Source organism: Anaerolineales bacterium (assembly GCA_037382465.1).
In the GTDB taxonomy this organism is placed as follows: domain Bacteria; phylum Chloroflexota; class Anaerolineae; order Anaerolineales; family E44-bin32; genus WVZH01.
Genome location: JARRPX010000102.1, coordinates 1 through 5,851, shown reverse-complemented (window position 1 = coordinate 5,851; position 5,851 = coordinate 1). Strand labels below are relative to the sequence as shown.

5 protein-coding genes are annotated in these 5,851 nt (G+C 57.3%); 1 reads left to right on the top strand and 4 read right to left on the bottom strand.

Going from position 1 to position 5,851, the window contains the following annotated elements; all coding sequences use genetic code 11:
• Nucleotides 1-1,415 (top strand): choice-of-anchor Q domain-containing protein (locus tag P8Z34_16655; protein MEJ2552303.1); only part of this gene is annotated, 1,415 nt, incomplete at its 5' end.
• A gap of 12 nt (nt 1,416-1,427) precedes the next feature.
• On the opposite strand, the gene P8Z34_16650 is transcribed toward P8Z34_16655, so the two are convergent.
• The 4 genes from P8Z34_16650 to P8Z34_16635 form a co-directional block, all read right to left on the bottom strand.
• Nucleotides 1,428-2,801, bottom strand: a complete 1,374-nt coding sequence (locus P8Z34_16650; GenBank protein ID MEJ2552302.1) for a hypothetical protein — start codon at nt 2,799-2,801, stop codon at nt 1,428-1,430.
• 386 nt (nt 2,802-3,187) lie between these two features.
• On the bottom strand, nt 3,188-3,871 hold the full coding sequence (locus tag P8Z34_16645; protein MEJ2552301.1) for a hypothetical protein: 684 nt from the start codon (nt 3,869-3,871) through the stop codon (nt 3,188-3,190).
• Nucleotides 3,872-3,887: 16 nt separating this feature from the next.
• On the bottom strand, nt 3,888-4,472 hold the full coding sequence (locus P8Z34_16640) for a hypothetical protein (protein ID MEJ2552300.1): 585 nt from the start codon (nt 4,470-4,472) through the stop codon (nt 3,888-3,890).
• Between the two features lie 243 nt (nt 4,473-4,715).
• Nucleotides 4,716-5,246 carry a hypothetical protein gene (locus tag P8Z34_16635; protein MEJ2552299.1) on the bottom strand — a complete coding sequence of 177 codons (531 nt, stop codon included), beginning with the start codon at nt 5,244-5,246 and terminating at the stop codon, nt 4,716-4,718.
• Between the last annotated feature and the right edge of the window lie 605 nt (nt 5,247-5,851).

Here is a 5,851-nt window from a genome sequence, read left to right as displayed (position 1 = left end):
GCAATCAGGCGGCTTCCTACACGAGCAGCGATTCGGGCGCATATGGGGGCGCAGTATATCTGAACGAAGTCGTCGAGGACGTGGCCACCCTTGTTTCCATCAGCGACAGCAGCTTCTATCGAAATCAATCCGATGGCGGAGCCGCCATCTACGACCGCGCCGGCTCCAGATTATCCATCACATCCAGCACGTTCGCCGACAATATCGGGGATTACGGCCCGGCCGGCATACAAACCGACGGCAATCTCAACATCATCAACAGCACCTTCTCGGGCAACACCGGCGACTGTCCGGGTTTTACGGATGGCGCATGCGGGATTGCCATCCACAGCGCGAGATCTGCGGGCATCATGTACAGCACCATCGTCGAAAACACGGGACCCGAATCGGGCGCAGCAGTCCTCTCGCAGGGAGGGGTCGTCAAGATCAACGGCTCGATCATCGCCAACAACGTCGGCGGTGACTGCGGCACATCCGAAGGGGGTTCCCTCGGAAGCAGCTCCGCAGGCCTGGACAGCGACGGCTCCTGCCGGGCGCCCATTACAGATGACCCGCTGGTTGGCCCACTGGCGGACAACGGCGGCCCAACCCAGACCCGCGCCTTGCATTCCGGCAGCCCGGCGATCGACGCCGGTCCTGCAAATTGTGTGTCCAGAGATCAGCGCGGTGTGCTCAGGCCCTATCCGAGCGGTGGAAACTGCGATCTGGGCGCCTATGAAGTCTCAATGCCAATGGTTGAATACCCATCCGATCTGCCTCCGGTTGAACTCATCACCCCCACCAACACGTCGTTCCCCGCATGGTCCGGCACCATCCTGGTGGACACGCTTTGCACCAGGGGGCCCGACCCGGCCTTCGAGAACGTCAGTTCATTGGCGGCGAACACGTCAGTCGACCTGGTGGGGATCAGCGAGCAGGGCAGCTACATCGTGGTGGACAACCCCCGCTACCCCGGCGTGAACTGCTACGTTCGGGAGGACAAGATCTCGGTCGATGCGGAAGTCCTGGCGCTGCTGCCCACGCTTCCCGACCCCCGGCCGCCCACATCAACACCGACCGCCGAGCCGACGCCTACCGCCACTTCCCCTCCTGCAAACGGCTCGATCAGCGGCGTCGTATTCCAGGACGGCAATTCTAACGGCAGCCAGGATATAAACGACGCCGGGATGAGCGGCGTAACGGTTTACCTCGGGCAGGGGGCTTGCAGTTCTTCCGGCTATCAGAGTCAGGTCACATCGGGAAGCGGCGCTTTCAACTTCACCAACTTGCCGGCCGGGACGTACTGCCTGAGTGTGAACATCCCCCTGGTGTGCGGCACCTACTCTTCACCGACAACCGCGACCCAATACACCATCGTCCTGAGCCCGGGCGGAAGCGTATACAAACTGTTCGGTTTTGCGACTTTCCCGTGTTAGCGAGGCGAGCAGCTAGGGTTCCGGCGCGCTCAGTTCCGCCAGCGTGAGGATGGGCACCATGTCGCTGCTGATCACGCAGGCTTCCGTATCGTAGCGCACGTTGTACGCCGCGGTCTGCGCCGACATCCTGGCCCACTCCTCGTCGCTGACATCGATGCATTTCGACGTGTCCGGGAAGGGGAACACCCGGTCGGCATAAATGTAGAGATTGCCGCCGTCCCTTTTCAGCGGCATGGAAAGGGGCGGTTGATATTTGTCCCGGGAAATCTGGTATATCCAGGCCACGTCCTCCGCAAAGGGCCGGAACTCGTCCGGCGTGTAGAGCCGCATCTCGGGCGGCACGTTCGTGCCGCCGATGATGTGATCCCCGTGGACGTAGCGATCCATCGTCGGTAAGTAGAGCACCCCGTGGCCGTGTACCATGAGGCGCAGGGCAGGGACGTTGAGCGAGTGCAGCATGCCTTCGATCAGCGTGGTCGGTTCGTGGCAGCCGTTGACGCGCTCCTCATAAATACGTTCGATGCTCAACGGGTAGGCCACCGGACCGCCGTTGTTCAACGGCTCGCGCCCATCGAGGTAGACCGCCCAGGTGTAGTCCGGCGCTATGGCGTGGAAGAAATTCTGTTGGTACCAGTCGACGAGGCGCAGGACCGCTTCCCGCTGCGTCGCTGCATCGGCCGTGAGCCTGTGCGCCAGGTTGAACTGTTTGTAGTGCGCATCCTCGATGATCTTGTCGATCCAAATGGAGTAGGTGTGCCACGTGACGTTGGGCATGTCGGGGAGATCGCCGCGATGCAGCGTGCTGTCGGTTATGCGGTACGAATCATCCTCGATGAACAGATTTTCGATCTCCTGCCGCGAATAATCACCCAGCGACCAGGGCACCAGCCCGTATGCTTCCACGTACAGTCCGGTCGCCACGCTGACCAGGTAGATCCTGGCGCCCGGGTGAGGGAAGGTGTAGTCGTCCAATGCGGCAAACAGTTGTTCGTTAACCGCGTTTGACGACCGGGGGTCGTAATGCTGTGCGCCGAGGATCCATTCCAGCATCTGGCGGCCGGTGAGGGGCTCGCCGCCCTGATTTGGCGCGATGCGCATGGCGTCGAGCCGCAGTCTGACCGTTTCCAACGAGGGGTAGGAGTCGAGGATCGAGAGCATGGCGTCGACGTCCGGCGTCGGCGTAGCCGAAGGCAGCGGCGTGTTGCTGGCAGTCGGCTCGGCCGTCTCTGCTGCCGTAGTATCCGCTGCGGCCGTCGTTTGTTCTTGGACGGGAGCGTTGCAGGCCAGCAGGGCGAGCAGCAGCACACCGGCCGTAGCTGCGATCGGAACCAACGTACGGCGGATGAGATGGAAAAAGCTCGTTAAGCTGGACTCATTCTTGACCATGATCGCATCCTTCATTATGCTGCCCGATTTTCGGACGATGATTCTCAACGATTCTTATTAGACACTACCATAATATAGATTGACAACAGGAAAAGGGAAAATGGCATCCGATCTGAAGCCCGGAAGAAAAGTCGAACATCAGTCTCTTTCTGGTTACATATTTACCTGCTTGGGAATGAATCTATCCTGAATCTGCCAGAGTTACTCGGAGGTCGTCTGTGCAGCGCCCCGATTCGCAATCCTCTCCATCGCACTTTCTTGCGTAGAGACGCCCAGAAGGACGTCTACCGGTCTACATCCCTTGTTGGCATAGACGCCCTACCGGGGCGTCTCTACGAAAATACATCGCTATTATTTTTCCAAATATTCGCCTGACCTCAGAACCGTCACCAACCGCAGGGATTTCCGGGGCCTCCGCTTTCCAATATCTCCAACTGTCCTTGAGCCGCCGCATATCGATCCCTAATTTCGACATTATCGGGATATTTTTCCAATTGAATCTCCAGGGCGGCAATACGGTTGGTGAGCAGGTTGCGGTGGAGCACGAAACAATCGCCTCCGTTCATGATACGCTCTTCCACCAAGGCCTCTGCGGTCGAGAATGAGTCATCTGCATCTTCTATTTTCCCGTCGGCCAGGAGCACGGCAGCTTGCTGATCGTGGTAGCTCCAATCTTCCGGCCGGGCTTCGATCGCCTGATCGATCATATCGAGATCACCCTCGCGGGCGCCTCGCTCGGCGAGTTCATCGGCCTCCTCCTGGTTCAGCACCACGTCCCCCGCATCCAGCGCAGCTTGCATCTCGGGACTCCTGTCCCAACTCGTTGCCAATTTAACCCCAGTGATGTACACACCCAAAGCCACCTCGTTCAGGTCATACTCACAATTCGTTTGTCCTTCCCCCTCACATCGCAGTGTCATGACGCCTTTCCCAACCGCCCAATCCACGGCCAGCTGCGCGAGGGCCTCGGCATCGGTGTCCTCACAGGAAACGAGCAACGGCGTGATGAGCAGGACAAGCGCAAGCAACATTGCCTTTCGTACCGTCGTATTCCGGATTGAAGTCATCATCGTATTGGCCTCCTTGTCATTGCCCGGACGCATCCGACAGCAAATCGACGCCGCCAAGCAGGTTTTCCAGGTTGATATCGGTGTTCGACAACAGCTCTTCCCGGCTTATCTCGCCTTCCGCAAAAGCGGAAATATCCTCCTGGTCCGTCACGACGGTCAACAGCGGTTCTCCGCTTTCACCGCGGTATTCCATGGCCACCGGCCCAATGTTGAGGTTCTGAGAGCGGTTGGCAGCATCGAGCTGCAGCAGGGCGCCGGCGAGATTCTCTTCTCCGCCCTGGGTAAGGCTGCCCATCGAAAGCCCGCTCGAATCGTCGAACACGATATAGGCCAACTGCTTGTCGCTGCCTTTGATGGGGATGACCGTGACCTGGGCGCCCTGCACGCCGGCGTTGATCAACAAGTCTTCCAGCACGGCCTCGGCGAAAGGATCGGAAGCCCCGGAGAAAAGTTTGTTTGGATCAGGACGCAGCGCGCGCAGTACCACGAAGGCGAGTACCACGATAGCCAACCCTGCGACGATGATTCCCAGACAACGGCCGCATCCCCCAAAGCAGCCTCCACCACGTTTCGAATTCTCAGGCGCTGTGTCTTCGGTCATGATCGCTCCTATTCGATGATTTTGCTTACGGGATCGGGAAATTCTGCTGAAGTATAGGGGATAAGAAAATCAGAGACAATAGTATTCATGTAGGAAGAGTCTTTATTGCACGAGCGGCCGCAGAAGACCGTCCCCGAGCACGATTTTCATGATGGGGCTTCAATCACAATGCGATTGTTGGAATTGGCAATTTATCCGGTTGAAGTTCTTCCCCCGTGCACACGACGCATGTGGGTCATCAGATCATTCGTTTCCAGGATATGGGCAAGATCCGCCTCCCGGACCGGCGAGGACGGAAATCTTGAACTGGAGTTCCTCCGACATAACGAATTCGTCGTCCAAAACGATGCGAACGTCGAGAGGCACGATCGTATCTTCGGGGATCGGGGTTTTCAGCGCATAATGCATCTCTTGTTCCATCCACACTCGACCATCTTCATCTTTTTCCCATCCAGCTCCCCATCCCCCTCCACCTCCTCCTCCCCACAAAGGCCTGAGGTCATTAATTTGTTCGGAATTGCTCGACCGGATGACGATATCCTTTATCGGCATGAATCCCCTTCGCGGGAAGTCGTCGGTCTGCGGTGTATACCCCCGCACGGAAAACGTGAGGCTCAGACAATTGGATGCGATGGCGGCGTCGGTTATCTCATAAATGACGCCGTCTAAAGTAACCGAGGAGATCGAGGATCCAACGCCTGCATCGGATGACGAACAGGCCGCGATTCCGACCATGAGTAATGCAATCAAACCAAGTCTGGGGACATTTTCCATGTGCAAGGACTCCTTGGCAAACCTTGGACAAACAACAGCGGATCGTAACCGGCAGTGAATTCAAAATGAATTGGCGCGGCGGGCTGCATCGGTGAGCGCATCGGTGGATACGAGTCATTCTCTAGGCGATTTGAGATAATCCTAAAAATAAAGCCGTATCCCACGCCCATGTCTGAAGCCATCGAACGGCCAGTCAAAAGGCAGCCCGTTTTTCAGTTCCGATAATATACCACCTCTGCATATTTATCCACGATTCTCTGCTTATTCCTGAAAATCAGTACCACGACGTATCCTTTGGACGTCGCTGCATAGATATCGGCTCAAGCGTGAGCGAAGGAAATCTCGACTATTGAATGCCCCCTGGCTGGATAGTAGTATGTAGCAGCGGAGGTGTGGGGCTGCCTGGCAGAAGCGGTAACCAATAGGAGCATCGAATTACGCTACGAACGGTTGTTGTATACAATCAAGTACTTACTGTGACCTTTCGATTAGAGAGGACAACATGGACAACGGGCATGAAGTCATCCGCACGTACGATCTCACGAAGCGATTCAAGCAGCTGACCGCCGTAGACCAGATCTCTTTAGAAGTCCAGCGCGGCGAGG